The organism is Embleya sp. NPDC020630 (genome assembly GCF_044334985.1).
GTDB lineage: Bacteria > Actinomycetota > Actinomycetes > Streptomycetales > Streptomycetaceae > Embleya.
Genome location: NZ_JBIRUB010000001.1, coordinates 586,949 through 609,601, shown reverse-complemented (window position 1 = coordinate 609,601; position 22,653 = coordinate 586,949). Strand labels below are relative to the sequence as shown.

24 protein-coding genes are annotated in these 22,653 nt (G+C 72.7%); 10 read left to right on the top strand and 14 right to left on the bottom strand.

The window, feature by feature from the left end:
• Nucleotides 1-15: 15 nt before the first annotated feature.
• The 3 genes from ACH4XV_RS02565 to ACH4XV_RS02555 form a co-directional block, all read right to left on the bottom strand.
• Entirely contained in the window at nucleotides 16-1,935 is a 1,920-nt protein-coding gene (locus tag ACH4XV_RS02565) for a serine/threonine-protein kinase (protein WP_395786395.1), read from the bottom strand.
• Nucleotides 1,936-2,047: 112 nt separating this feature from the next.
• Nucleotides 2,048-2,743, bottom strand: a complete 696-nt coding sequence (locus ACH4XV_RS02560; RefSeq protein ID WP_379998075.1) for a glycerophosphodiester phosphodiesterase — start codon at nucleotides 2,741-2,743, stop codon at nucleotides 2,048-2,050.
• A gap of 61 nt (nucleotides 2,744-2,804) precedes the next feature.
• Complete coding sequence (locus ACH4XV_RS02555; protein WP_395786393.1) at nucleotides 2,805-3,410, bottom strand: TetR/AcrR family transcriptional regulator; 606 nt, start codon at nucleotides 3,408-3,410, stop codon at nucleotides 2,805-2,807.
• Nucleotides 3,411-3,548: 138 nt separating this feature from the next.
• Between ACH4XV_RS02555 and ACH4XV_RS02550 the strand changes: the two genes are divergently transcribed.
• On the top strand, nucleotides 3,549-4,340 hold the full coding sequence (locus tag ACH4XV_RS02550) for an SDR family NAD(P)-dependent oxidoreductase (RefSeq protein WP_395786391.1): 792 nt from the start codon (nucleotides 3,549-3,551) through the stop codon (nucleotides 4,338-4,340).
• Between the two features lie 64 nt (nucleotides 4,341-4,404).
• Here ACH4XV_RS02550 and ACH4XV_RS02545 read toward each other — a convergent pair whose 3' ends face one another.
• The 7 genes from ACH4XV_RS02545 to ACH4XV_RS02515 form a co-directional block, all read right to left on the bottom strand.
• Nucleotides 4,405-5,484, bottom strand: a complete 1,080-nt coding sequence (locus ACH4XV_RS02545) for an LLM class flavin-dependent oxidoreductase (protein ID WP_395786389.1) — start codon at nucleotides 5,482-5,484, stop codon at nucleotides 4,405-4,407.
• Complete coding sequence (locus ACH4XV_RS02540; RefSeq protein ID WP_395786387.1) at nucleotides 5,481-6,395, bottom strand: ABC transporter substrate-binding protein; 915 nt, start codon at nucleotides 6,393-6,395, stop codon at nucleotides 5,481-5,483. The genes ACH4XV_RS02545 and ACH4XV_RS02540 overlap by 4 nt, the downstream gene beginning before the upstream one ends.
• On the bottom strand, nucleotides 6,396-7,250 hold the full coding sequence (locus ACH4XV_RS02535) for an ABC transporter ATP-binding protein (protein WP_395786385.1): 855 nt from the start codon (nucleotides 7,248-7,250) through the stop codon (nucleotides 6,396-6,398).
• A complete protein-coding gene (locus ACH4XV_RS02530) occupies nucleotides 7,247-8,128 on the bottom strand; it encodes an ABC transporter permease (RefSeq protein WP_395786383.1) in 882 nt (293 codons plus the stop codon). Before ACH4XV_RS02530 ends, ACH4XV_RS02535 begins: the two co-directional genes overlap by 4 nt.
• On the bottom strand, nucleotides 8,125-9,165 hold the full coding sequence (locus tag ACH4XV_RS02525) for an ABC transporter substrate-binding protein (protein ID WP_395786381.1): 1,041 nt from the start codon (nucleotides 9,163-9,165) through the stop codon (nucleotides 8,125-8,127). Before ACH4XV_RS02525 ends, ACH4XV_RS02530 begins: the two co-directional genes overlap by 4 nt.
• Entirely contained in the window at nucleotides 9,158-10,237 is a 1,080-nt protein-coding gene (locus ACH4XV_RS02520) for an ABC transporter substrate-binding protein (RefSeq protein ID WP_395786379.1), read from the bottom strand. The genes ACH4XV_RS02525 and ACH4XV_RS02520 overlap by 8 nt, the downstream gene beginning before the upstream one ends.
• Nucleotides 10,238-10,483: 246 nt before the next feature.
• Complete coding sequence (locus tag ACH4XV_RS02515) at nucleotides 10,484-10,591, bottom strand: putative leader peptide (protein WP_321170712.1); 108 nt, start codon at nucleotides 10,589-10,591, stop codon at nucleotides 10,484-10,486.
• A 363-nt stretch (nucleotides 10,592-10,954) separates the two neighbouring features.
• Between ACH4XV_RS02515 and ACH4XV_RS02510 the strand changes: the two genes are divergently transcribed.
• Nucleotides 10,955-11,713, top strand: coding sequence for an IclR family transcriptional regulator (locus ACH4XV_RS02510; protein WP_395787041.1), 759 nt, complete (start codon nucleotides 10,955-10,957; stop codon nucleotides 11,711-11,713).
• A gap of 71 nt (nucleotides 11,714-11,784) precedes the next feature.
• Here the strand turns inward: ACH4XV_RS02510 and ACH4XV_RS02505 are convergent, their stop codons facing one another.
• Nucleotides 11,785-12,288 carry a hypothetical protein gene (locus ACH4XV_RS02505; RefSeq protein ID WP_395786377.1) on the bottom strand — a complete coding sequence of 168 codons (504 nt, stop codon included), beginning with the start codon at nucleotides 12,286-12,288 and terminating at the stop codon, nucleotides 11,785-11,787.
• 359 nt (nucleotides 12,289-12,647) lie between these two features.
• Here ACH4XV_RS02505 and ACH4XV_RS02500 point away from each other — a divergent pair, with 359 nt between their 5' ends.
• The 7 genes from ACH4XV_RS02500 to ACH4XV_RS02470 all read left to right on the top strand — a co-directional run bounded on the left by ACH4XV_RS02500 (nucleotide 12,648) and on the right by ACH4XV_RS02470 (nucleotide 18,640).
• The gene (locus ACH4XV_RS02500) at nucleotides 12,648-13,250 is read left to right on the top strand and encodes a CGNR zinc finger domain-containing protein (RefSeq protein WP_395786375.1); all 603 of its coding nucleotides are present in this window, start codon (nucleotides 12,648-12,650) and stop codon (nucleotides 13,248-13,250) included.
• 130 nt (nucleotides 13,251-13,380) lie between these two features.
• Entirely contained in the window at nucleotides 13,381-13,965 is a 585-nt protein-coding gene (locus ACH4XV_RS02495; RefSeq protein WP_395786373.1) for a septum formation family protein, read from the top strand.
• A gap of 543 nt (nucleotides 13,966-14,508) precedes the next feature.
• Entirely contained in the window at nucleotides 14,509-15,912 is a 1,404-nt protein-coding gene (locus ACH4XV_RS02490) for a sensor histidine kinase (protein WP_395786371.1), read from the top strand.
• Nucleotides 15,909-16,316 carry a roadblock/LC7 domain-containing protein gene (locus ACH4XV_RS02485; RefSeq protein ID WP_379998100.1) on the top strand — a complete coding sequence of 136 codons (408 nt, stop codon included), beginning with the start codon at nucleotides 15,909-15,911 and terminating at the stop codon, nucleotides 16,314-16,316. The genes ACH4XV_RS02490 and ACH4XV_RS02485 overlap by 4 nt, the downstream gene beginning before the upstream one ends.
• A complete protein-coding gene (locus ACH4XV_RS02480) occupies nucleotides 16,313-16,663 on the top strand; it encodes a DUF742 domain-containing protein (RefSeq protein WP_395786369.1) in 351 nt (116 codons plus the stop codon). Before ACH4XV_RS02485 ends, ACH4XV_RS02480 begins: the two co-directional genes overlap by 4 nt.
• Nucleotides 16,644-17,264, top strand: coding sequence for a GTP-binding protein (locus tag ACH4XV_RS02475; RefSeq protein ID WP_395786367.1), 621 nt, complete (start codon nucleotides 16,644-16,646; stop codon nucleotides 17,262-17,264). The genes ACH4XV_RS02480 and ACH4XV_RS02475 overlap by 20 nt, the downstream gene beginning before the upstream one ends.
• Nucleotides 17,261-18,640 carry a cytochrome P450 gene (locus ACH4XV_RS02470; protein WP_395786365.1) on the top strand — a complete coding sequence of 460 codons (1,380 nt, stop codon included), beginning with the start codon at nucleotides 17,261-17,263 and terminating at the stop codon, nucleotides 18,638-18,640. The genes ACH4XV_RS02475 and ACH4XV_RS02470 overlap by 4 nt, the downstream gene beginning before the upstream one ends.
• 72 nt (nucleotides 18,641-18,712) lie before the next feature.
• Here the strand turns inward: ACH4XV_RS02470 and ACH4XV_RS02465 are convergent, their stop codons facing one another.
• The 3 genes from ACH4XV_RS02465 to ACH4XV_RS02455 all read right to left on the bottom strand — a co-directional run bounded on the left by ACH4XV_RS02465 (nucleotide 18,713) and on the right by ACH4XV_RS02455 (nucleotide 21,489).
• On the bottom strand, nucleotides 18,713-19,570 hold the full coding sequence (locus tag ACH4XV_RS02465) for a ketose-bisphosphate aldolase (protein ID WP_395786363.1): 858 nt from the start codon (nucleotides 19,568-19,570) through the stop codon (nucleotides 18,713-18,715).
• Between the two features lie 64 nt (nucleotides 19,571-19,634).
• A complete protein-coding gene (locus ACH4XV_RS02460) occupies nucleotides 19,635-20,564 on the bottom strand; it encodes a 1-phosphofructokinase family hexose kinase (protein WP_395786361.1) in 930 nt (309 codons plus the stop codon).
• Nucleotides 20,565-20,598: 34 nt separating this feature from the next.
• Nucleotides 20,599-21,489: an SIS domain-containing protein gene (locus tag ACH4XV_RS02455; protein ID WP_395786359.1), complete on the bottom strand. Its 891-nt coding sequence runs from the start codon at nucleotides 21,487-21,489 to the stop codon at nucleotides 20,599-20,601.
• Nucleotides 21,490-21,709: 220 nt separating this feature from the next.
• Between ACH4XV_RS02455 and ACH4XV_RS02450 the strand changes: the two genes are divergently transcribed.
• Complete coding sequence (locus ACH4XV_RS02450; RefSeq protein WP_395786357.1) at nucleotides 21,710-22,561, top strand: AraC family transcriptional regulator; 852 nt, start codon at nucleotides 21,710-21,712, stop codon at nucleotides 22,559-22,561.
• Nucleotides 22,562-22,653 lie beyond the last annotated feature (92 nt).

Here is a 22,653-nt window from a genome sequence, read left to right as displayed (position 1 = left end):
TCCGGGGGCACGACGTCAGCGCGGATACATCTTGACCACCTTGCCGTCCAGATCGGCCCGCAGGTAGCCGGAGCCGTAGTCGTCGCTGACGTACACCCTCAGCGACGCCACCCGGTCGATCAGCCCGAGGTCCACGATCACGTAGCGGTTCTTCGGCGTGGTGATGCCGAGTTCCTTGTCGGCCTTGGCGAACAGGGCGGGCAACGCGTCCCAGTTGACCTTGGTGAGGTCGATGGTCTTCTCGTCCTCACCGGTGCGGCCGAAGCCGTTGTCCTTCGTGGTCTTCCCGTCGCGATAGGAATAACGGTCCTGGAGGCGGGCATTGCCGGGCACCGGTGCGTCGATGGAGGCGAAGGTGTCATGGACGCTGAAGGACTTGACCTTCGTCCCGCCGATGACCGGCTTCATCGACTCGATCACACCGCGGATCCCGGCCGGCGTCATCAGGTTCTCCTTGTCCGCGGCGGGCTTGGACGCCGTCCGGGTCGGCGACGGTCGCTCGGCCGGCTCGGTCGGCTCGTCGTTCGGCGAACTCTCCCGCGCATCGGGCGAGATGTTTGTTCGCGTCGCCGCCGGCTTGGCCCCGTCCCCGGCCGCGTCCGACCCCGAGTCGCGAAGCTGGGACACCAGGAGCACCGCGACGAGCGTGCCGACCAGGGCCGTGGCGACCACCGATCCCCCGACGATCCGGTTGCGCCGGGCCCGCTGCCGGGCGGCCGACTCGGGCGTCGCCGGGGTGAACACCGAACCGTACGGCGAGCCCGCTCCGGACGACCCGGCCGCCGCCGACCCGACCGGCGCCTCGCCCGAAGAGTCGGCCGAAGCTCCCTGCGATGAACGGGAGTTCGGCCCTGCGTCGACCCGATCCGCCCCCGCCCATCCGGGCCCTACCCGGTCCGCTCCCGCCCACGCGGGCCCGGACCCGGACCGCGAACCCATATCGGCCCCGAACGCGGCATCGAAGCCGGAACGGGACCCGGTGTCCGCCCCCGATTCGACCGCCCGACCACCGCCGAGCTCGCCCGGCTGCCACGCCAGGGCGTCGGCCACCGGCAGCGCCGAGGTCGTGTGCTGCGACGAGGCCCGCGCGCCCGGCTCGCCCGCGGCCGCCGCGAGCAGCGCGTCCAGTTGCGCCGCGTCCGGCCGAGCCGCCGGGTCCCGCACCAGCAGCGCTTCCAACACCGGCCGCAACGCCCCCGCGCGGACCGGCGCCGGCACCGTCTCGGTGAGCACCGCGGCGAGCGTGGCCAAGCTGGTCGCCCGGCGCAGCGGGTGCTCCCCCTCCACCGCCACGTACAACATCATCCCGAGCGACCACAGGTCGGACGCGGCGTTGTCCTCCTCGCCGCGAATGCGCTCCGGCGCGATGTATTCGGGCGAGCCGATCAGGTCCCCGGTCGCGGTCAGGCTGGTCGACTCACGCAGCGCGGCGATGCCGAAGTCGGTCAGGACCGGGCTGCCGTCGGCGCGCAGCAGTACGTTGCCCGGCTTCACGTCGCGGTGGTGGATCCCCGCCGCGTGCGCGGCGCTCAGCGCGGACAGTACGCCCCGACCGATCACGGCGGCCTCGACGGGAGCGATCGGCCCGTTGGCCAGCCGGTCGTGCAGGGATCCGCCGGGGACCAGCTCCATCACCAGCCACGGGTGCGGGACCTCGGCGGCGTCCACGATGTGATGGATCGTCACCACGTGCGGGTGGTTCAGCCGGGCCAGCGACCTGGCCTCGCGCAACACCCGCTCGCGCAACATCCGGGCGGCGGTCGGATCGTCCTCCAGGAGTGCCGGGTCGGGCGGCCGGACCTCCTTGAGCGCGACCTCGCGCTCAAGGGCCAGGTCGCGCGCCCGCCAGACCAAACCCATGCCGCCACCACCGAGCCGCTCCAGCAACTCGAAGCGGCCGTCGATCACGCGTCTGCCAGGTATGCCCGGGGTCATGCGGCACACCCTACAAATCAGGACTCCCACAACCGGTACCGCCGGCCGCATCGTGGGCAGATCCCTCGCCGAGGCGCCGTCGAACGTCGCCGCCGAGCAGGCCCGCGACCGCTCAGCCGCGCCGTGCCGCCACGACGTCGAGCAACCGGCCGATCCGGTTGCTGATGATCATGTCCACACCCATGTCCAACAGCCTGCGCATCACCCGGGGCGAGTCCACCGTCCAGGCACTCACGCCGTATCCGTCCGCATGGCAGCGCGCCACCGACTCCGCGTCGTACGCCCGCCAGCGCAGGTTGATGTACTCCGGCCGGAGCGTCCGCAGCACGTCCTCGCCCGGCACCCGCGCGAACGAGTCGCCGCTGAGCCCGATGTGGGCCTCGGGCGCATGTTCGCGGACCATGCCCATCGCGACCGGTCCACCGACGTAGAGGATCTGCTCGTTCAGCCCGTGCCGGGCGACCGCCTCGGTCGCCGGACCGGCCAGTTCGATCTCGCCGAAGTCGACCATCAGCCCGCCGGGGCCGCCCTTGATCAGGTCCAACGCCTCGTCGAAGCTCGGCACCCGATACTTCCCGCGCCGGCCGATCTCCCGGACCTCGGCCAGGGTCAACTCGCGCACCCGCGCGTTGCGCCACCACAACCGGCGCAGCGTCGCGTCGTGCAGCAGGACGAGGTGTCCGTCCCGGGTCACCTCCAGGTCGATCTCGACCAGGTCGGCCCCGCGCTCCAGCGCGCTCGACAACGACGGCAGGGTGTTCTCCCGGTAGCGTCGGGGGTCGCCTCGGTGGGCCACGGCCAGGGTCACGACAAACCTCTCGATCGGGGACCGGCGGGCACACCGTACACGCGCCGCGCCCGCCCCGGGTTCATCGCGTCGAGGGCCCGCCGGAGGCGCCGAATCCGCGCAGCAGGGTGTCCACGATCCGGGTGGCGAGCACGTCCGCGTCCTCACCCCGGTCGTCCTGCGCCGACTCGTGGATCAGCGCGTAGTAGACGCGCCGGGTCCAGTCGAGGTCCACCTCCGGACGCAGCAGCCCGCTCTCACGCGCCCGGCGGAAGAGCCGATCGCACCGATCGAGCACGTCGGTGTGCAGGTGCGCGACTTCGGGGTCGTCGGTACGCAGCGCGTTCATCGCGAAGCCCCACGCGATCTTGACCCGCAACACGTTCGCGGTCACCTGGTACAGCGCCACCGCCGGCGGCGTGGCGTCCGGCCGCGCCGCCGTCACCGCGTCGTGGAACTGCTGTGTGGCCCACCGGGTCATCGCCACGATCAGCGCGTCGCGGGTGGCGAAGCGCCGGTGCACGGTGGTCCGCGCCACGCCGGCGGCCTCGGCGATCTGCTCCATCGTGGCCGAGGGGTTGGCGCTCAGGATCCGCTCGGCGGCCTCCAGGATCGCGCGCACGGTCCGCTCCGCGTCCGCGCGCAGCGGTCGCGCCCGGCCACCGGCTCCGTCAGTTGGGGAAGTCACCCTCGAACTGTACGACAACGACGCCGGTCGGTTCATACTTGCTACATCAGTGATGCATGTTCTAGGTTCACTGCATCACCAAAGCAGCAGGTCGGTCATCGAAAACCATCGATGCCGGCTGCCCACCAAGGAGTTCTCATGGACCTGCGCCTCACCGACAAGGCCGCCCTCGTGACCGGCGCGAGCCGCGGCATCGGGCTCGCCATCGTGTCCACGCTCGTCGCCGAAGGGGCCCGGGTCCTGGCCGCGTCCCGCACGATCACCCCGGAGTTGGCCGCCACCGGCGCCACGACCATGACCGTCGACCTGGCCCGACCCGACGGCCCGCGCCGCATGGTCGATCGGGCCCTCGCCGAGTTCGGCCGGCTCGACGTCCTGGTCAACAACGTCGGCGGGGGCGACGCCGGCGGCGAGTCGCAGACCGGCGGCTTCCTGAGCTTCACCGACGAGCAGTGGCTCGCCTCGTTCGAGCTGAACTTCCTGGCCGGCGTACGCACCACCCGGGCCGCGCTGCCCGCGTTGGTCGACACGCGCGGCACGATCGTGAACATCTCCTCGCTCGGCGGCCGGGTGCCGCACAGCGGGCCCGTGCCGTACACGACCGCCAAGGCCGCGCTCACCGCGTTCGGCAAGGCCGTCGCGGAGGAGTTCGGCCCGCGCGGCGTCCGGGTCAACACCGTCTCCCCCGGCCCGGTGCGCACCGCGATGTGGGAGGCGCCGGACGGCTACGGCGCCCAACTGGCCGCGTCCATGGGCCTGTCCCACGAGCAGCTGCTGGACGCCCTGCCCGGCGCGTCGGGCATGGTCACCGGCCGCTTCGTCGACCCGGCCGAGGTGGCCACCGCGGTCGCCTACCTGGCCTCCCCGCTCGCCGGCAGCGTCACCGGCACGGACCACCTCGTCGACGGGGGCGCGCTCAAGGCGGCCTGAACCCCGCGGTCGGGGCCGGGCCGGTGCGATCGGCCGCACCGGCCCGCCCGATCGACACCGCCGCTCACCCCACCCGGGGCCGCACCCCGAGCGCGGGCAAGACCGTCTCGCCGATCCGATACGCCTCCTCGAGGAGCGGATTGCCGGAGAGGATGAACGTATCCACGCCCAGCGCCTCGAACTCCTGCAACCGCTCGATCACCTGGGCGGTACTGCCGACCACGGCCGTGCCGGGCCCCGGCCGGAACAGGCCCATCCCGGGCCACAGGTTCGGCGACACCTCCAACTCCCGGGCCCGCGCCGGTACCCGGCCCCCGTGCTGGCGGAACTGCCTTTCCCAACCCACCCCGTCGGCGTCGGCCGCCTGACCCAGCTGCCGGGCGTACGTCGCATGACTGGTCACCTCCAGCAACCGGTCCGCCGCCGCCCAGGCCTCGTCCTCGCGCTCCCGGACGATCAGGTGCAGCCGCAGCCCGATCCGCAAAGAACGCCCGTGTGCCGCCGCCCGCTCGCGCACCTTCGCCAGCTTCTCCGCGAGCTGGTGCGGCGGTTCGCCCCACGTCAGATACACGTCGACATGCTCGGCGGCCATCTCGATCCCGGCCGGGGACGAGCCGCCGAACCACAGCGGTACGTGCCCACCCTCGCGATGCAGCTCGCGCAGCCCGGCGCCGGCCTGCTTGAGGTCGTAGAAGGTGCCCTTGTGGTCGAAGACCTCGCCCGCGGTGAGCCGCTTGACGATGTCCCAATATTCGGCGCTGAGTTCGTACCGCTCGTCGTGTTCGAGATGCAGCCCGTACTCGCGCAGCCCCTCGGTCGAGCCGTTGACCACGTTGAACCGCAACCGCCCCGGGCCGAACAGCGCCTCGAAGCTCAGCGCCATCTTCGCCAGCAACGTCGGCGCGATCAATCCGGGATGCACCGCGAGCAGCGGCCGAAACGTCGGCGCCGCCGCGGCCAGGACACTGCCCAGCGACCACACGTCGTACAGATCCGTCGCGAGCAGCGCCCCGCTGAAGCCCAATCGATCGACCGCGCCGCCCAGTTGCTGGAGGTAGGCCAGGTCCACCGGCCGCCGCCCGGCGGGCTCCCACGGATAGGGCCCCTCGCGCGGGATCACGTACCACAACACCTCGGGACTCATCGGCCCGCACCGTCCGCCGCCGCGAGCGCCCGGGTCACCGGCGCGGACAACGCCGCCGTCTGCGCGTCGGCCACCGTGATCGGGCGGTCGATGAACCCGTTGGCCGCGAAGATGTCGGCGGCCTCCTGCTGCTCGGCGATGAACGAGGCCGGGATCGGCTCCAGCCGCCACGGCAGCGCCGCCAGCGCCTCGGCCCAATCGGCCCGGGTGCCGGGCAGTTCGGCCGCGTGCAGTTCGGCCGCCTCCTCCGGATGTGTCGCCGCCCAGGCGTCGGCCTCGCGCAGCGCGCCCACCACCGTCGCGACCACCTCCGAGCGCTCCTCGGCGAACGCACGGCGGGCGAAGAACACCGAGCGGTCGGTGATCACGTCGCCGACCCGGTGCAGCACCCGAAGGCCAGGCTCGCGGCGCGCGGCGGCCAGTTCGGGGCCCTGCGCGACCCACCCGGCGATCTCGCCGGCGCGCAGCCGCGCCGCCTGGTCCTGGCCCTCCGCCGGCCGCACCGGGGTGATGTCGTCCCGGTAGGACAGGCCGACGTCGTTCAACGCCTTGGCCACGAAGTGCGTCTGCCACGACCCGATGCTCAGCACGACCGTGCCGCCCTTGAGATCCACGGTGGTACGCACCGGGCCCTCGTCCGCGACCAACAGCGCGCCGTGCCCGGGCCGCGGCGCGGACACCGCGACATAGACGATGTCGTGGCCCTGCGCCTGACCGACGATCGGCGGCGTCGATCCCGTGCCGCCGAAGTCGATCGTGCCGGCGCCGAGCAGTTCGCCCACCCGGGTGCCCTCCACGGGCAACCAGGTCACCGTCTCGCCGAGCGGTTCCAGGGCACGTTCGAGGATGCCCAGTCGGGCGAGCAGGTACAGCGACGGATTGCTGCCGTGGACACCGATGGTGACGGTCATTCAGATCACTCCGGACGTGGACGGGACGGTGGCGGAAGTCGTGGCGGAACTCGTGAGGGAAGCGGTGGGGGCGGCCGTGACGGGCGCCGAGGGGACCGTGGCAGACGCCGTGGGGGCGGTCGGGGCGGCGGGACCCTTGACCGGCCCGTCCGCGACCCGGACCCCCAGGTCCGCCAGGAGCCGCCGCCGCAGCGCGGCGAAGGCCGGATCCGTCGGGTCGCGCGGTCGGTCCACGGCCACGATCTCGTCCGTGACCAGATTGCCGTCGCGCAGCACCGCGACCCGGTCGGCCAGCCGGATCGCCTCCTCGACGTCGTGCGTGACCAGCAGCACGGCGGGCCGGTGCACCCGGCACAGCTCGCCCACCAGGTCCTGCATGCGCATCCGGGTCAGCGCGTCCAGCGCCGCGAACGGCTCGTCGAGCAGCAGCAGTTCCGGCTCGCGCACCAACGCCCGGGCCAGCGCGACACGTTGTGCCTCGCCGCCGGACAACGTCGCGGGCCAGGCCGAGGCGTGCCCCTCCAGGCCCACCTCGGTCAGCGCACGCAGGCCGATCTCCCGAGTGGCCCGCCCCCTCGGCAGCCCGACCACCACATTGGCCAACACCCGCTTGGAGGGCACCAGGCGCGGCTCCTGGAAGACGATCGTGCGGGCCTCCGGAACGAGCACGGTGCCGCCGTCGTGCCGATCGAGTGCGCCCAGGATGCGCAGCAGGGTGGTCTTGCCGGTGCCGCTGGCGCCGAGCAGGGCGACGAACTCGCCCCGCGCGATGTCCAGATCGACGCCGTCGAGCACGGCCCGGGTGCCGAACACCCGACGCAGGCCCGCGAGATGCACGGCGGTCTCGGCGCTCATCGGCCCGCCCCCTGACCCTGGCCGCGCCACGGCATCAGCACCCGCTCCAGGATCCGCACGATCACGTCGGCGAGCAGGCCCAGGATCGCGTAGACGAGGATGCAGACGGTGAGGATGTCGGTGCGGGAGAAGCTCTGCGCCTGGCTCATCAGATATCCGATCCCCGCCGTGGAGTTGATCTCCTCGGCCGCGATCAGCGCGATCACGCTCAGCGTCATGGACAGGCGCAGCCCCGAGAGGAGCGCGGGCAACGCACCCGGCAGCACCACCTCGCGGACCAGCGCGAGCCGACCGACGCCGAAGCTGCGCATCGCCTCGACCAGCTTGCGGTCCACATTGCGCACCCCGCCGGACGCGGAGACGTACATCGGGAACGCCGTGGCCACCGCGATCAGGATCACCCGGGCCGACTCGCCGATCCCGAACCAGACCATGAACAGCGGGACCAGCGCGAGGAACGGCACGGTGCGCAGCAACTGCACGGAGGAGTCGAGCAGTTCCTCGCCGAGCCGGGAGAAGCCGGTGAGCACGCCCAGGGCCAGGCCGATGGACAGCCCGAACACCAGGCCCAGACCGGCGCGGCCCAGCGACACCCGTAGCGCGTCCGGGAGTTGCCCGTTGTCCCACATCTCGCGCGCGGCGTGCACGACGTCGGCGGGCGAGCCGAGCAGATCGGGGCTGAGCGCCCCGCTGTGCGAGGCCCAGGCCCAGCCGCCGATCAGCGCGAGCGGCCCGATCGCGCGCAGCGCGGGGCTGAGGAGGCGCGGCCGGGGTCGCGGGATGCGCGGACGCGGGGCGACCAGGCCGGGGTACTCGCGCTCCGGGGACTCGGCCTCGATCGCCCGGGGTTGTGCCTCGATCACCGTGGGCGCGCTCATCCCGCCGCCCCCGCGAGGGTCTCCACGTCGAGCAGGTGCGGCTTGACGTCGACGAGGGTCTGGGTGACCTTCTGGTCCTGGAAGAACCGGGCCACCTTGCCGAAGCGCTCCACGTCGGCGGGCCTGATCGGCTCCACCGTGGCCCCCTGCCGGGTGAAGTCGGTCTGGATGCGCTTGGGTTCGGCGCCGTAGGCGGTGGGTCCGGAGTCGGTGAAGACGTTGATGTACGCGGCGGGGTCGGCGATCTCCTTGGTGCCGGCGTCGTGCAGGTAGGTGTAGAACGCCTTGACCACGTCGGGGTGCTTGTCCGCGAACGCGTTGCGCACCGCCCAGACCGAGTAGTTGTCCGAGCCGAGCGCGCGCCCGTCGGCCAGGAAGCGGGCATTGCCCGAGGCCAGGGCCGGTACCGAGTAGGTGGCCCAGGTCGCCCAGGCGTCCACCTGGCCGGCCGCGAACACCGGCGCGGTCTGGTCGGCCCGCAGATAGACCCGCTCGACCTTGTCGGCCGGGATCTTCGCCTGTTCGAGCGCGGCGAGCAGCAGGTATTCGCTGGTGCCACCCTGCGAGCAGGCCACCTTCTTCCCGACCAGGTCCTGGATCGAGTGGATCTTCGAGTCGCTCTTCACCAGGATGCCCTCACCCGCCAGGTCGGGGGCGGTGGCGCCGAACAGCTTGAAGCTCGGCTTCTGTCCGAGCGCGGCCACGGCGGAGGTGATCGAGCCGAGCGCCACGTCGAGTTGCCCGGCGTTGATCGCCTGCGCGGCCGGCGCGAACGGGCCCGCGCTGCCGGTCCAGGAGACCTTGGCACCGACCTTGGCCAGGGCCGCGTCCAGCGAGCCGTCCTTCTTGCCCCGGGCCAGCACCCCGTTGTTGCCCGGGTCGGGAATCCGCAACGTGATGTCGCTCTTGCCGCCGCTCGCCGCCGACGCCTTGGTGTCCTTCGAGGAGGAGCCGCAGCCGGTCAGCGCGATCAGCGTCGCGGTCGCGAGCGCGACGGCGGACAACAGTCGGGTGCGGTGAGGGGGCCGGCTACTCATGGGGAACCTCCAGCGGTGATATGCGAGACGGTGCGGGGTCGTTCGGGTGCGTGGCGTGGGCGCGGGCACGAGCGCGGACATCGGCGAGTTCGCGGGCCAGCCGCAGCGGTTCGGGATCCGCCCAGGCCGGTACGTCCACCGGCCCGGCCAGGAAGCCCTGTGCGAACAGGAACCGCTCCTGCCGGGCGAGCAGGTCCAGGCGTTCGGCGGACAGGTCGATCCGGAGCGTGTCCGGGCCGAGTTCGCGGTACGCGCCGGCCACCCCGAACGCGCCCGCGCCGGTCTCGGCGCCCAGGATCCGGGCCACCTCGGCAGGATGCTCCGGCGCCCAGTCGGCCGCCTCGACCAGGACCGCCAGGAATCGGCTGACCAACTCCGGGTGGTGATCCAGGAGTTCGTGGTGCACGGTGATCGGTCGCGGCGTCCCGTTGTTGATCCGCACCGCCCGGTCCGGCACCGCGTCCAGGTCCACCGCGACCACCGCGCCGTACCGGACGGCCGCCTCCACGGCCAACGCGCCCTTGACGTAGACGGCGTCCACCACGCCCCGGCTCAGCGCGGCCAACTCGGCCTCCCACTGCCCGCCCCCACGCGCCGCCGGCACCTCGACCGGGCGTGCGTCGGCCAGGGTGGCGCCGGCCAGGGACAACGCGCCGGCGAAGCCGTGCAGGGCCATCGCCCGCCAGAAGTCGATCGCGATGTCGTGCCGGGGCACGGCCAGTCGCAGTCCGCGCAGCTGCTCCGGCGAGGCGATCCCGCTCTCCGCCCGGACCAGGATCGCCTGGCGCTCCTCGATCCAGGTGAGCCCGACCAATCGGGTCTCCTCACCGCGCGAACGCGCCCACAGCGCGGGTACGTTGCCGCCCTCGCGGAACAGTCCGGGCAGCGCGTGCGTGTAGTGGTGGTCGGCGGCGACATCGGCCGAGACGTCCTGCAGCGACCGCACGGTGATCCCCTCGGCCGCGAACTCGGCGTCGAGCAGGCCCAGATCGGCCGCGATGCCGGTGGCGGTGGGGACGGGACAACGGGTGAACCACAGCTCGTCGGGACGTGCGCCGGTCAGGGCGGTCATGGGAATACTTCCGTTCGCGTTCGAGGCGTCGACGGGATCCGCGACCGGTTCGACACGGCGCGGATCGACCCGGGACCGAACCGGTCCGGGCAAGGAAGAGAGAAGACAAGAGAGGGGTGGAACAAAGGGGGTGGCGAGACCTACCCGACGCGCGGGTCGAAACCGGGGCGGACCGAAGGCATCACCCGGTCGGGCAGGGACCCGTCAAGGAAGACGAGCCGAAGCCCCGAGGAAACGCGGGTCGGGTCAGCGACAGCCGGCGCTGGAGACGCGCGCGAGGTCGATGTGCCGGCGGCTCGTGAGCAGCGCCCGGACGCCGGCGAGCGGCGCGGTGTACGACGCGACTGCGGACACGCGGGCCTCCTCACGGCATTCGTCCGGCAGGGGTGCGCCGAATGGCGCATCGGGGTGGATCCTGGCACGATCCGCGCCACCCGATCAAACTTTCCCACGATGTGGGATATCCGGTCGCTCTCCGACGCGCCCCGTGGCGCGGAGTGGTCCGCACCCTTGCCGTATGGTGAAAACCGCCTGTCGAACGGCGAGTTGGGGAAGCCAGTGAAGACTCCGAAAATCCCGGCGCACGAGCCCGCCGGCACACCCGAGCCGACCGGCACGCCTGAACCGGCCGCCACACCCGAGCCGGCCGCCGCCCCGGACGCTCCGCACACCGCCGACCCGCCCCGCCCGGCGACCGCCCCTTCCGGTGCCCAGGCCGTGCAGCGCGCCCTCGGCATCCTGCACTGCTTCCGGGCCGGCGGCACCGACCTGAGCGCGTCGGACATCGCGCGCCGCCTGGGCCTGTCGGTGTCCACCGCGCATCGGCTCGCCCGAACCCTGGTCGGCGCGGGCTTCCTGGACCAGGACGACCGCACCAGCCGCTACCGCCTCGGTCCCGTGGTCGCCGAATTGGGTCTGCTGGCCTACCACCAGCGCGGCCTGCACCACGCCGCCCCGGAGTTGGAACAGCTGTCCCGACGCACGTCGGCGACGTCCGACCTGGCCATCCGCAGCGGCCGGCACGCCCTGGTCCTGGTCGGCAGCTCGGTCCAGCCCGGTACCGGTCTGGGTCTGCGCCGACCGCTGCACTCGACGGCGCTGGGCAAGGTCCTGCTCGCCTGGGCCGACCCGGCCGAAGGCGGCCTGGCCCCCCTGCTCCCGCTCGCCCCGCAGACCGACCGCACGATCGTGGACCCGGTCGCGCTCCAGGCCCAGTTGGACGCGGCGCGGGCGATCGGCTACGCGCTCAACGACGGCGAGTCGGTACCGGGGGTACGCACCCTGGCCGTACCGGTCCTGAACCGCGCCGGCCACGCGCACGCCGCGCTCGCCGTGCGCTCCACCCCCGCCGTGATGACCGACGAGCGCATCCCGTGGTTCCGCGACCGGGCCCAGGCGTGCGCCGACGCCTTGGAGGTACTGCTGCTCCCGCCGCATCGACGCCGACTGCGCGAGTCCGGGCTGCCCGCCGAATAGGCGCACGCCGAAGGGCCCGCCCCGACCCCGCGAAGCCGGAGTCGGGGCGGGCCCGAGAAGTACCGTCCGGGTCAGGCGGCGGCGACGAGCGCGTCGCGGCCCAGCACGCGGGTGCGGGTGGTGACGGTCGACCCGGCCCTCGGGGGGGCGAACACCGCGAGCCGCAGGAACACGAACCGGGCCAGACCCGCCACACCGGAGGCGGTGAGGTAGGTGGCCTGCTCGACCATGATGCTCGGCGCCGCCTGGACCGCGTGCAGCCCGAGCATCGCGGCGGTGGTGAACAGGTAGGCCATCAGGGCCGAACCGCCCGCCTGGACGTGCGCCTTGAGGTTGGCCCGGCCGGCGCGGAAGGAGAACCGGCTGTGCAGTTCGGTGGCGAGGACGGTGCCGGCCGCGGTGACCACGGCGTTGGTGACGACGAGCGGCAGGGTCCCGTTCAGCGCGACGAGCGCGGCGCTGGAGGCCAGTCCCGTACCCCCGCCGAAGACCACGAATCGAACGAAGGAGGCGGCCGTGCCGGGGGCTGTCGAGTTGGTGGTGTCCTGTCCTGCGACCCGGCTGCGGTTGTTCACGTGACTCTCCTCGGCCCCCTGCGGACCCCCTCGGTCCGACAGGTCCAACCTAGGGATTCGGCAACACATTCCCCATGGTGCTCACTTCCCTCTGTGGGTAGGGCTGGCCCCACCCCCCGCAGGGTGGGCCGCCAGGGGCCGAAACCGTCGCCCGCGCGCCCGAGATACGCCCGACAAATCCTCTTATAACCGAACAAAAGGCAGCGCTCAAACCCATCCCCGGACCGGGGAACCAACCCGGCCCGCAACTCGTTCCCCGCAAATGTCTCCCTCGTCACATCTCCCGGATCCGCACCCGTCTCCGCCCCCAACCCCCACGACCATCCACATGGATGCCGCGAGCCGGTAGCATTAGTTTTGTGAGCACACGAATCGCGGACCTCGACCCCGGCGGCGCCCCCCTGCTCGGCGAACCGCTGCCGGTGGAGCTGGCCAATACCCGCTACGCGGTACGGGGCACGCCGCATGAGGGCCTGGCCGAGCCCGCGCACCTGGCCGCCTGGCTCCGCGACATCGCACCGCGCCTGGGCAACCCGCCCTCCGAGGCCGCGCTGCTCGCCATGGACGCGCACGACCTGGCCCGCGCCCTCGACCTGCGCGACTGCGTCGGCGCCCTGCTCACCGCCGCGATGACCGACACCGTGCCGGCCGCCGACATCGTCGAGCGGCTGAACACCTATACCCGGGCCGCCCCGCAGTGGCGCGAGCTCACCTGGCCGGCCGCCGTCACCCGCACCGAGGCCGACCCGATCACCGCGGTCCTGGCCGAACTGGCCGGCGCCACCGTCGACCTGCTCACCGGCCCGGACCGCACCGAGTTGCGGGCCTGTCACGGCCCGGGCTGCATCCTGCACTTCGTCCGGAACAACCCGCGCCGCGAATGGTGCTCGGCGGGCTGCGGCAACCGCGCCCGCGTGGCCCGGCACTACCGGCGCAGCAAGAACCCGTCCGTCGACGGCTGACCCTGTCCGCAGGAGACACGCAGACGCAGGAGACGCAGCAGACACAGGAGACAAGGGACTCCCCTGAAGACCGGAATGCCGGCCTCCGAAAGACTCTGGGCGAATCCCCAGCGAGAGGCTCAGATCTTCCATGCGCGTTCCGTCCCTGCTCCACACGCGCTCCGTGGGCGCCGCGGCCGCCGTCCTGGTCGCCACCACGCTGCTGTCCGGCTGCCTCGGCAAGAGCGACGACAAGAAGGACCCCAAGGCCGCCCCGGCCGCGACCGAGTCCAAACCCCCGATCGTCACGATGCCCCCGGCTCCGACGCTGCCCGCGAAGTCCGACCCGTCGGCGAGCCGGCCGCCCGCCGGCACCGCGAACCCGAACAGCAGCCCCGGCCGGGTCAAGATGGTCAAGCTGCACAAGGGCGACTGCATCAACCAGAAGGGCGAGGACGTCCTCACCGTCGCCTGCACGACACCGCACGACGCCGAGGTGGTGGGCGAGTACACCATCCCCGACTCGCTGCCTCCGACGAGCATGAAGTTCAAGGACGAGATCACCGCGAAGTGCACGGAGCTGACCTCGGGCGCGGCCGGCCGCAACAGCACCATCGAGCTGTCGAAGCTGTCGTTTCGACCCACGTCCGGCAGCTGGCTCAATGAGCACGACCGCGACCTGACCTGCCTGCTCAAGCGCACCGACGGCACACCCCTGACGGCGCCGCTGAAGTAACGCGGCACGCCGCACCGTTCCCCACCGCAGCCGACCCCGCCCGTGTCCCCGGGCGCGGTCGGCTGCGCCATGTCCGGCCACCCTCGCGCACGATCACGAACCGCCCCTGCCGGCGGTCGCGAACCGATCCTTGCCGGCAATCACGAACCCACCCCCGCCGGCGCCCGCGAACCCGCCGCCACCCCCCCGTCGTGAACAGGCCGACGGACGACGGGAATCGGCCGCGATTCCCTATCGCGTTCGCGATGATCGATGGCCTCTTCGGACCGGATTCACCCATTCGAGGGGCTTGTGGGCCACACGACCGATCCGCCCCGAGCATCCGCGTAGCCTGGCGCCCGCGACGGTGGCCCGGATCGCCCTTCCGGCACCGGCACCGGCCGCGAGCGCACCCGAACATGCCACCGGCGGCCCGATCCGCCGAGCGGTCCGCAGGACACCCGCACGATTCGATTCCGACTTTTTTCGAGGATGCCGATGGTTCTCGCTGGATCGTCCCCCGGAGGCCGACGGCCGGCCCTCGTCTGGATCCTCCCCTTCCTCGTGACAGCCGTGTGCGCGGCCGCGGCCGTGGCCGCGGTCTCCGACCAGGCCCGCCCGGCGGTGGCCCTGTGCGGCGGACTCGCGACCGTCGCCGTCGCCGTGTGCGCCGCGGAGGCGGGCAGGCGCGGGCGCACGATCGCCCAACTGCACACCAGGCTCCAGCAGCAACAGATCGGCCTGCGACGCCGACTCGCCGAGCAGGAGTCGGAGATGATCCGGCTCTCCGAGGAGATGTTGCCCGAGGCGATCGGCCGACTGCAGATGGGCGAACCGGTACCCGAGGTGATGCGCAAGGTCGCGCCGCACCCCAAGGAGCCGACCGAGTTCGCCATCGCGCACCGCAACGTGATCCGCTCGGTGATCGACACCGTCAGCGCCGAGGAGGACCTGCGCGAGTCCGCCCAGCGCGCGTTCGTCAACATCGCCCGCCGCGTCCAGGCCACCATCCACCAACAGGCCCAGGACATGCGGGACATGGAGGACCGGCACGGTGACGACCCGGTGGTCTTCCGCGACCTGCTCCACCTCGACCACGGCAACGCGCTGATCGGCCGCATGGCCGACAGCATCGCGGTGCTCGGCGGCGCCCGCCCGGGCCGCCAGTGGGAGACCGACATCGGCATGTACAGCGTGTTGCGCGGCGCGATGTCGCGCATTCTCGACTACCGCCGGGTCAAACTGTCGTCGGTCGTCGAGGTCGCGGTGATCGCCCAGCACGTCGAACCGCTGATCCACGCGATCTCCGAACTCCTCGACAACGCCACCCGATACTCGCCGCCCTCGACCACCGTGCACCTGAGTACGACCGAGGTGCAGAGCGGCATCGCGGTCGAGATCGAGGACGCCGGCGTCGGCCTGAGCGAGGAGGCCCGCCGCCGCGCCGAGCGCATCCTGTCCCTGGACGGCGACGCGCTCAACCTCGGCGACCTGGGCGAGACCCCGCGGCTGGGCCTGACCGTGGTGGCCCGCCTCGCGCACACCTACAACTTCAAGGTGATGTTGCGTCCGTCGGCCTACGGCGGCGTGCGCGCCGTCGTGGTCATCCCGCAGAACCAGATCACCGCGAACGTGCCGCCGATGTACCCGATGCCCGAGCATCTGTCGCATCTGGAAGAACTCCCTTCCCTGCACGACCTGATGACCGAAACGCCGGCGCACACCGAGTTCGGCGCCAACGGTCTGCCCCAGCGCCGCCGACGCGGCCTGGGCACGGTGCCCCGCGCCGGTGGCACGCGCGGACACCGCGCCGCCAAGCCGACGACTCCCGCCGCCGCCCCGAGCGTCGACGAGACCCCGCCGGGACTGGGCCTGGACGCCTTCCTCAGCGGCATCAACGGCGAACCGCCCAAGGAACCACGATCCGAGGCCGGCGAAAACTCGTGGGACGACGGGGGATACCGATGACGGCGTACCGACCCAACATGGACTGGATGCTCTCCGACCTCGCGAAGAGCGTGCCCTTCACGCGCTACATCGTGCTGCTGTCCGCCGACGGCCTGCGGATGGCCCAGCACAACACCGCCGCCGACACCGCGGACCGGCTCGCCGCCGCGTGCGCCGGCCTACAGAGCCTGGCCGCCGCGGTGGCCGCCGAATTCCCCAAGGGGGACGGGCGGATGCGGCTGGTGGTGATCGAGGTCAACGGCGGCTACTTCTACATGATGGCCGCCGGCGCCGGCGCCTACCTCGCGGTGCTCGCCGACGGACAGGTGGACACCGGCCTGCTCGGCCACCGCATGCGCGACCTGGTGATCCGCATCGGCGAACACCTGACCAGTCCGCCACGCCACGACGGGGCCTTCCCGTGACCGTGCCGCGGCGCACGCGGCGCGTTCCCTACCCCGAACGGCTTTACCTGGTCGGGGAGAACCCGGACGACCCCGGCCGGTTGGACCTCGTGACGCTGTTCGTCGCCAAGCACACACCCACCCGCGGGATGGGCCCCGAACCCGCCGCGATCCTGCGCATGTGCGAACAACCGTTGTCGATGGCGGAGATCTCCGCCCACATGCGGTTACCCACCAGCGTCCTGACCCTGGTGCTCGCGGACATGGTGACCGCGGGCGACCTGGAGGCCCGGGCCCCGATCCCGGCCGCGTCGTTGCCCGACATCGATCTCCTCAAGGCGGTGATGCATGGACTACAACGGCTCTGAGACCCTCGTCGGGCCGCGTCCCGAGGACATGCTGCCCGCGACGGCCGCCGCCGCGGTCAAAGTCGTGATCGTCGGCGGGTTCGGGGTCGGCAAGACCACCCTCGTCGGCGCGGTCAGCGAGATCCGTCCCCTCACCACCGAGGAGACGATGACCCAGGCGGGCGTCGGCATCGACGACCTCTCGGGCGTCGAGGCCAAGACCACCACGACGGTGGCGATGGACTTCGGCCGGATCAGCCTCAACGAGCACCTGGTGCTCTACCTGTTCGGCACCCCCGGGCAGGAACGCTTCTGGTTCCTGTGGAACGGCCTGTTCGACGGCGCGCTGGGCGCCGTGGTGCTGGTCGACACCCGGCGCCTGGAGGTGTGCTTCGACGTGATGGGCCGCCTGGAGGATCGCGGCGTGCCGTTCGTGGTCGCGGTCAACACGTTCCCCGAGTCGCCGATCTACTCCATGGACGAACTGCGCGGCGCGCTCGACCTCGACGACACCGTACCGATGGTCGACTGCGACGCCCGCGACCGAGGTTCCAGCCGGGATGTGCTGATGGCGCTCATGCAATACCTCCACACGCTCACCACGAACCGGGAGACGCCATGACCGCTCCTCCCCCCGTTCCGCCGCCCGGTTGCCCCGCGCACGCGGGCGCGACGGCCACCGAGGGCATCACGCGGTTGTACGGTCCGGAGACCATCGCGGATCCGGGTGCCGCGTACGAACGACTGCGCGCCGAATACGGGGCGGTCGCCCCGATCCTGGTCGACGGCGATTTCCCCGGCTGGCTGGTGCTCGGCTACCGGGAGAACCTCGAGGTCATGCGCACGCCGAGCCGGTTCTCCCGGGACGCGCGCAACTGGCGCGACTGGCGCGAGGGCCGGATCCCGCCGGACGCGACGATCCTGCCGATCATGGAGTATCGCCCCGACTGCGTCTCCAGCGACGGCGCCGAACACCAGCGGTTGCGCTCGGTGGTCACGGAGAGCCTGGACCGGTTCGACCGGCGCGGCATCCGCAAGCACGTGCAACGCCTGTCGCACGAGCTGATCGACCGGATCGCCGCCGACGGCCACGCCGACCTGGTCGCGCAGTTCGCCCAGCAGTTGCCGATGCTGGTCATCGCGCAGCTCTACGGTCTGCCCGACGAGATGGGTCCGCAACTGGTGCAGGCCAGCGCCGAGTTGATGATGCAGAGCGAACGTGCCCTGGAATCCAACGAGTTCATCCTGCAAACGCTGCGCGACCTGGCGGACCGCAAACGCCGCGAGCCGGCCGCCGACTTCCCCTCCTGGCTGATCGAGCACCCGAACCGGCTGTCCGAGGACGAGGTACTGCACCACCTCAGGCTCGTGATGGTCGCCGCCAACGAACTGACCATCGCGCTGATCGCCAACACCCTGCGGGTGGTGCTCACCGACGACCGGTTCGCCGCCTCACTGGCCGGCGCCCGGTTGAGCCTGCCCGACGCGGTCGAGCAGGTCCTGTGGGACGAACCGCCGTTGTGGGTCATCCCGGGTCGCTGGGCGCTGGTCGACACCGAGTTGGGCGGGCGGCGGATCCGGGCAGGCGACCTGCTGGTGCTCGGCGTGATGGCCGGCAACGTCGACCCGCGGATCCGTACCGACCTCACCGTGCCCGTCCACCACAACCGGGCCCACCTGGCGTTCAGCGGCGGCGCGCACCTGTGCCCGGGGCAGGACATCGGCCGGGCCATCACCGACACCGCGATCGACACCCTCAACAGCCGACTGCCCGACATCCGACTGGCCCACCCGGACCAGCCACCCGCCTGGCACGCCGCCACCTGGGCCCGCTACCTGACCTCGCTGCCGGTCGAGTTCACCCCGGTCCCCCTGGTGGAGCCCGCCGAGTGGGTCCGCCCCGCCCGCCCCGACCGGGCGACCCGCCCGCCGGAGCCGCTGCTCCCGCCGCTGCCCACCACGTGGTGGTCGCGGCTGAGCACGTGGCTCTTCGGCTGACCCGGCGAGCGCCGGGCCGCCCCCCGGCGCTCGATCACCGCACGAGCACCGGGCGGGCCCGACCCGCCGGGTTCACCGCTTCGCGGTGATCACCCGCAGCAGGGCCCCGACCGCGTCGACCATCGCCGCCCGCGAAGCGGACAGCGCCGGTCGCGGGTCGGCCTTGCCGGGGGTGGCCGCCAGGCGCTCGCGCAGCGTGCCGGTGTAGGCGATGTTCAGCGCCGTACCGACGTTGATCTTGGTCATCCCGGCCGATACCGCCGCCCGCAGTTCCTCGTCCGGCACGCCCGACGAGCCGTGCAGCACCAGCGGGACGCCGACCGCCTCGCGCAGCCGGGCTATCAGGTCGTGGTCGAGCGTGGCGGTGCGATCGAGCATCGCGTGGCTGCTGCCGACCGCGACGGCCAACGCGTCCACCCCGGTCGCCTGTACATATGCCGCCGCCTCGGCCGGATCCGTGCGCGCCCCGGGCGCGTGCGCGTCCAGCGCGGGATGGCCCGGCTTGCCGCCCACCTCGCCGAGTTCGGCCTCCAGGGTGATGCCGCGAGCGTGCGCCCAGGTCACCGCTTCGGCCGTCGCCGCCACGTTCTCCGCGTAACCGAGCCGCGAGGCGTCGAACATCACCGAGCTGATCCCCGTACCCTCGGCCGCCGCCAGCAGTTCGACCGACTCGACGTGGTCCAGGTGCAGTGCCACCGGCACCCCGGCCTCCTCCGCCAGCACCCGGCACGCGGCCGCGAGCGGTCGCAGCCGTCCGCCCCGGAACTTCACCGCGTTCTCGCTGATCGCCACCACCACCGGCAGCCCGGCCCGCTCGGCGGCCGTCACCACCGCCTCGGCGTGTTCGAGGGTGATCACGTTGAACGCGGCCACCCCCACCCCGTCCGCCCGCGCCGCGTCGGTCAGTATCCCCGTCGAGGTCAAGCCCATCGCACAACTCCTCTGGAACGATCCCGTCCGGCACCACAACCATCACCACCGCGCCGCCCGCGCCCTACGCCGGCGGCACCGCGTCCACCCGCACCCGAGGCCGCCAGGCCCGGTACAGCTCGCCGTCCACGTCCCCGGCCAGCGGCGCGGCCACCGCCGCCGCCGACAGGGCCACCGCGTCGCGCAACCGCTCCGGCCACGGCACGCCCTCGGCCAGCCCCCGGGCCAGCGCCGCGACCGCCGCGTCCCCGGCGCCGGTGGCGTTGCCGTGCACCGATTCCGGCGGCACCGCCCGCCACCACCCGGCATCGGAGGCGGCCAACATCCCGCCCGGACCGAACGACGCGACCACCGCGCCGCCGGCCCCCGTCCGCGCCGCCAACCGGGCCACCGCGCGCAGCGGATCACCCTCCCCGGTCGCCGCGAGCAGCTCGTCCGCGTTCGGCTTGACCACATCCGGCCCGGCCGCCACCCCCGCGAGCAGCGCCGGCCCCGAGGCGTCCAACAGCACCGGCACGCCCGCCGCCCGCGCCCGGGTGACCAGTTCCGCGTAACCGCCCTCGGGCACCCCCGGCGGCAGACTCCCGGAGAGCACCAACGCCGAGGCGCCGGGCAGCAGTTCCGCCGCCGCGGCGACCACCCGCGCCCACTCCTCGGCGGTCCGCGAGGGGCCGAGTTCGTTCAACGACGTCGCGCCGCCAGACGCGGTCTCCACGATCGTCGTGGTGCACCGCGTCTCGCCCACCACCGGCACCGAGGTCAACGCGATGTCGGCCGCGGCCAGGTCGGCCCGTATTCGCTCGCCCGTCGGGCCGCCCAGCGGCGCCACCGCCACGACCGCGACCCCGAGCGAGCGCAACACCCGCGTGACGTTGATCCCCTTGCCACCGGCCCGCCCGCCGACCGACGCCGGCCGGTTCGCCCCGTGCCGGTCCAGTCGTTCCAGGTGGTAGGTGACATCCCAGGCCGGGTTCGGCGTCACCGTGACGATCACGACGCCCGCCCCGCCGGCCCGCGCCCGACGTCCCTCACGACGCGTCCAGCACCACGGACCGGGTGAGGTGCCTCGGCTCGTCCGGGTTCAGGCCGCGGCTCTCCGCGATCGCGACCGCGAGCCTTTGTACCCGGATCAGCTCGGCCATCGGGTCGAGGGAGCCGGCCACGAAGGTGCCGCCGGTGACCGCGACCTGCTCGGCCAGCCCCTCCGGCACCGGACCGAACACCCACGTGACCCGGTTCGGCGCGGCGATGCTGATCGGCCCGTGCCGGTATTCCATCACCGGGTAGCTCTCGGTCCACGCCCCCGCCGCCTCGCGCATCTTCAACGCGGCCTCGGCGGCCAGTCCCGCCGACCACGACGAGCCGAGGAAGGTGAACTGCTCGGCGGCCACGAACGCGGCGTCCGGCTCCCAGGCGACGGCGGTCTCCGCGTCCCGCACCGCCGCGGCCAGGTCCTCGCCCAGGTGCGCGCGGAACAACGCGAGCGCCGTGGTGGCGAACCGGGTCTGCACGACCGAGCGCTCGTCGGCGAAGTCGAGCATCACGATCTCGTCCGCCGCGGTCGTGATCGGCGTCCCGGGCGGGCCGGTGATCGCGGTCGTGGCGACCTTGCCGCGCACCTCCGCGAGCAGCCGCAACACCTCGGTCGTGGTGCCGGAGCGGCTCAGCGCGACCACCCGGTCGTAGTCCCGTACGCCGGGGAACTCCGAGGCCGCGAAGGCGTCGGTGACCCCGAGCCCGGCCCGCTCGCGCAACACCGCGTACGCCTGAGCGATGAACCACGACGTCCCGCAGCCGACGACCGCGACCCGCTCGCCGCTCTTCGGCAGCCCCGCGCACTCCCCCGCGAGCGCGGCGGCGCGGGCCCACAACGCGGGCTGGGTGGCGATCTCGGCGGACGTGTGACTGACGGTCGTCATGGCGCTCCCGGGGTGCTCGAACGATGCGCAGTGCTGCGCACTGCTGCACTCACATGCTTGAAACTATTCATTTGATAGCAGTTTCACGCACGAATGAGCAACGCCGCACACCCCACCCAAGCCCGACTCATCCCGATTCGCGGCAAATTTCGCCCCGGTCGCCGCCCCGTGCCCCGCCCGCCGGCGCCGGTCCGCCGCCCCGCCGGCTAGGCTCTCCCCCATGGATGGATTGGCCGATCTTCTGCGCGGGATCAGGGCCGACGAGGCCCTGTTCGACCGGCGGATCGTGCCCCCGGCGGGGTCCGTCCGGCTCGATTGCCGCACGCCGCTGACCATCTGCACACTCGTGCGCGGCGGCGGCCGCATCGTGCCCGAGAACGGCCCGCCGCGCCCGCTGCGCCCGGGCGACACGGCGGTGGTCCGCGGCCCGGCCCCGTTCACCTTCGTCGCCGACGCGCCCGCCGACCCGGCCACCGACGCGCCGACCGAGCTGATCTCCGGCGCCTACCGCGCGCACACCGACATCGGCCGCCGACTGCCCACCGCGCTGCCCGACCTGCTGGTGGTGCCGGACCCGGACGGCGACCATCAACTCCTGGACTTCCTCTCCGCCGAGGTCGCCGCCGACCGGCCGGGCCAACAGGTCGTGCTCGACCGCCTGCTCGACTGGTTGCTGGCCTGCACGCTGCGGGCGTGGTTCGACCTCCCCGAGGCGCACGCCCCGCAGTGGTACCTGGCCCTGGCCGATCCGATCGTGGGCGCCGCCCTGCGCGCCGTACACGACGCCCCGGCCCGCCCCTGGACGATCGCCGCCCTGGCCGCCGAGGCCGGCGTGTCCCGCACCTCACTCGCCGAACGCTTCACCGCCCGCGTCGGCCAACCGCCGCTCACCTACCTGACCGAGTGGCGGATGGCCCTGGCCGCCGAACTGCTCACCGAACCCGACGCCACGGTCGCCGCCGTCGCCCGCCGGGTCGGCTACGCGGACGCGTTCGCGTTCAGCACCGCCTTCAAACGGGTCCGCGGCCTGAGCCCCTCGGCCCACCGCACCGCCCACCACCGCGCCGCGTAGTACCGACCCGACGCAAAACCGCGCGGCCGACGAGGTCCCGGACGCACGCACATGCCCCCCGGCTTCTCACCCATGGTTGCCGGGCGGCGCGC

Bases quoted from the DNA above. Each gene is read 5' to 3' on its own strand.
- ACH4XV_RS02485 (WP_379998100.1), top strand. From the start codon at position 15,909: ATGACGGCGTACCGACCCAACATGGACTGGATGCTCTCCGACCTCGCG.
- ACH4XV_RS02550 (WP_395786391.1), top strand. From the start codon at position 3,549: ATGGACCTGCGCCTCACCGACAAGGCCGCCCTCGTGACCGGCGCGAGC.
- ACH4XV_RS02455 (WP_395786359.1), bottom strand. From the start codon at position 21,489: ATGACGACCGTCAGTCACACGTCCGCCGAGATCGCCACCCAGCCCGCG.
- ACH4XV_RS02530 (WP_395786383.1), bottom strand. From the start codon at position 8,128: ATGAGCGCGCCCACGGTGATCGAGGCACAACCCCGGGCGATCGAGGCC.
- ACH4XV_RS02545 (WP_395786389.1), bottom strand. From the start codon at position 5,484: ATGAGTCCCGAGGTGTTGTGGTACGTGATCCCGCGCGAGGGGCCCTAT.
- ACH4XV_RS02540 (WP_395786387.1), bottom strand. From the start codon at position 6,395: ATGACCGTCACCATCGGTGTCCACGGCAGCAATCCGTCGCTGTACCTG.
- ACH4XV_RS02495 (WP_395786373.1), top strand. From the start codon at position 13,381: ATGCGCGTTCCGTCCCTGCTCCACACGCGCTCCGTGGGCGCCGCGGCC.
- ACH4XV_RS02520 (WP_395786379.1), bottom strand. From the start codon at position 10,237: ATGACCGCCCTGACCGGCGCACGTCCCGACGAGCTGTGGTTCACCCGT.
- ACH4XV_RS02465 (WP_395786363.1), bottom strand. From the start codon at position 19,570: ATGGGCTTGACCTCGACGGGGATACTGACCGACGCGGCGCGGGCGGAC.
- ACH4XV_RS02470 (WP_395786365.1), top strand. From the start codon at position 17,261: ATGACCGCTCCTCCCCCCGTTCCGCCGCCCGGTTGCCCCGCGCACGCG.
- ACH4XV_RS02565 (WP_395786395.1), bottom strand. From the start codon at position 1,935: ATGACCCCGGGCATACCTGGCAGACGCGTGATCGACGGCCGCTTCGAG.
- ACH4XV_RS02525 (WP_395786381.1), bottom strand. From the start codon at position 9,165: ATGAGTAGCCGGCCCCCTCACCGCACCCGACTGTTGTCCGCCGTCGCG.
- ACH4XV_RS02450 (WP_395786357.1), top strand. From the start codon at position 21,710: ATGGATGGATTGGCCGATCTTCTGCGCGGGATCAGGGCCGACGAGGCC.
- ACH4XV_RS02475 (WP_395786367.1), top strand. From the start codon at position 16,644: ATGGACTACAACGGCTCTGAGACCCTCGTCGGGCCGCGTCCCGAGGAC.
- ACH4XV_RS02535 (WP_395786385.1), bottom strand. From the start codon at position 7,250: ATGAGCGCCGAGACCGCCGTGCATCTCGCGGGCCTGCGTCGGGTGTTC.